This window comes from Paenibacillus sp. N119s, assembly GCF_059447605.1.
In genome coordinates this window covers 1-581 of the sequence record NZ_JCAJRU010000493.1, presented here as the reverse complement: position 1 = coordinate 581, position 581 = coordinate 1, and the positions used below count along the sequence as shown (strand labels likewise).

The 581-nt window shown below is 53.0% G+C and carries 1 protein-coding gene; it reads left to right on the top strand.

From position 1 onward, the window contains the following. Nucleotides 1–64: 64 nt before the first annotated feature. Nucleotides 65–581: IS30 family transposase (locus tag AC5V8P_RS25965; RefSeq protein WP_495474101.1), on the top strand; the 517-nt coding region annotated here is incomplete at its 3' end.

The following is a 581-nucleotide window of genomic DNA, read 5'->3' as shown; positions in this document are numbered from 1 at the left end:
GCCCATGGCCGGATTCGTGTAGAATGAAGGTTCCTACACCACATTCACACAAGGAGAATCCACCATGAGCTACACACATCTTAGCATAATCGAGCGCAGCAAGCTAGAAATCCTCCACCAGCAGGGGAAAAGTGCTCGAGCCATTGCCAGTGAATTGGGCAGGCATCATGCCACCATTTGCCGAGAACTCCGTCGAAATGAAACGCAGAAGCCCTATTGTGCCGAGCGATCTCAGGAGAGCTATGTCCAGCGACGTAAGTCCTCCGTCCCAGCCGGAAAATGGACACCACAGCAGTCGGTCCTTATTGAAGAAAAGCTTCATGCCACGTGGTCTCCCGAGCAGATCGTAGAACGACTCCGTCAAGAGGGACACCCTGTGGTCTGCTTTAAAACCATCTATCGCTGGCTATATACAGGCCGTTTGGTGAAAGGAGTGCTTGCCGTCCTACGCCACAAAGGTAAACGGCAGAAGCCTGTAGAGACACGCGGCAAGTTCGCTGTGGGTAAGACCATCTCTCAGCGTCCGAAAGAGGTTCGTTCCCGGAAAACCTTCGGTCATTGGGAACTCGATACGGTCGTCT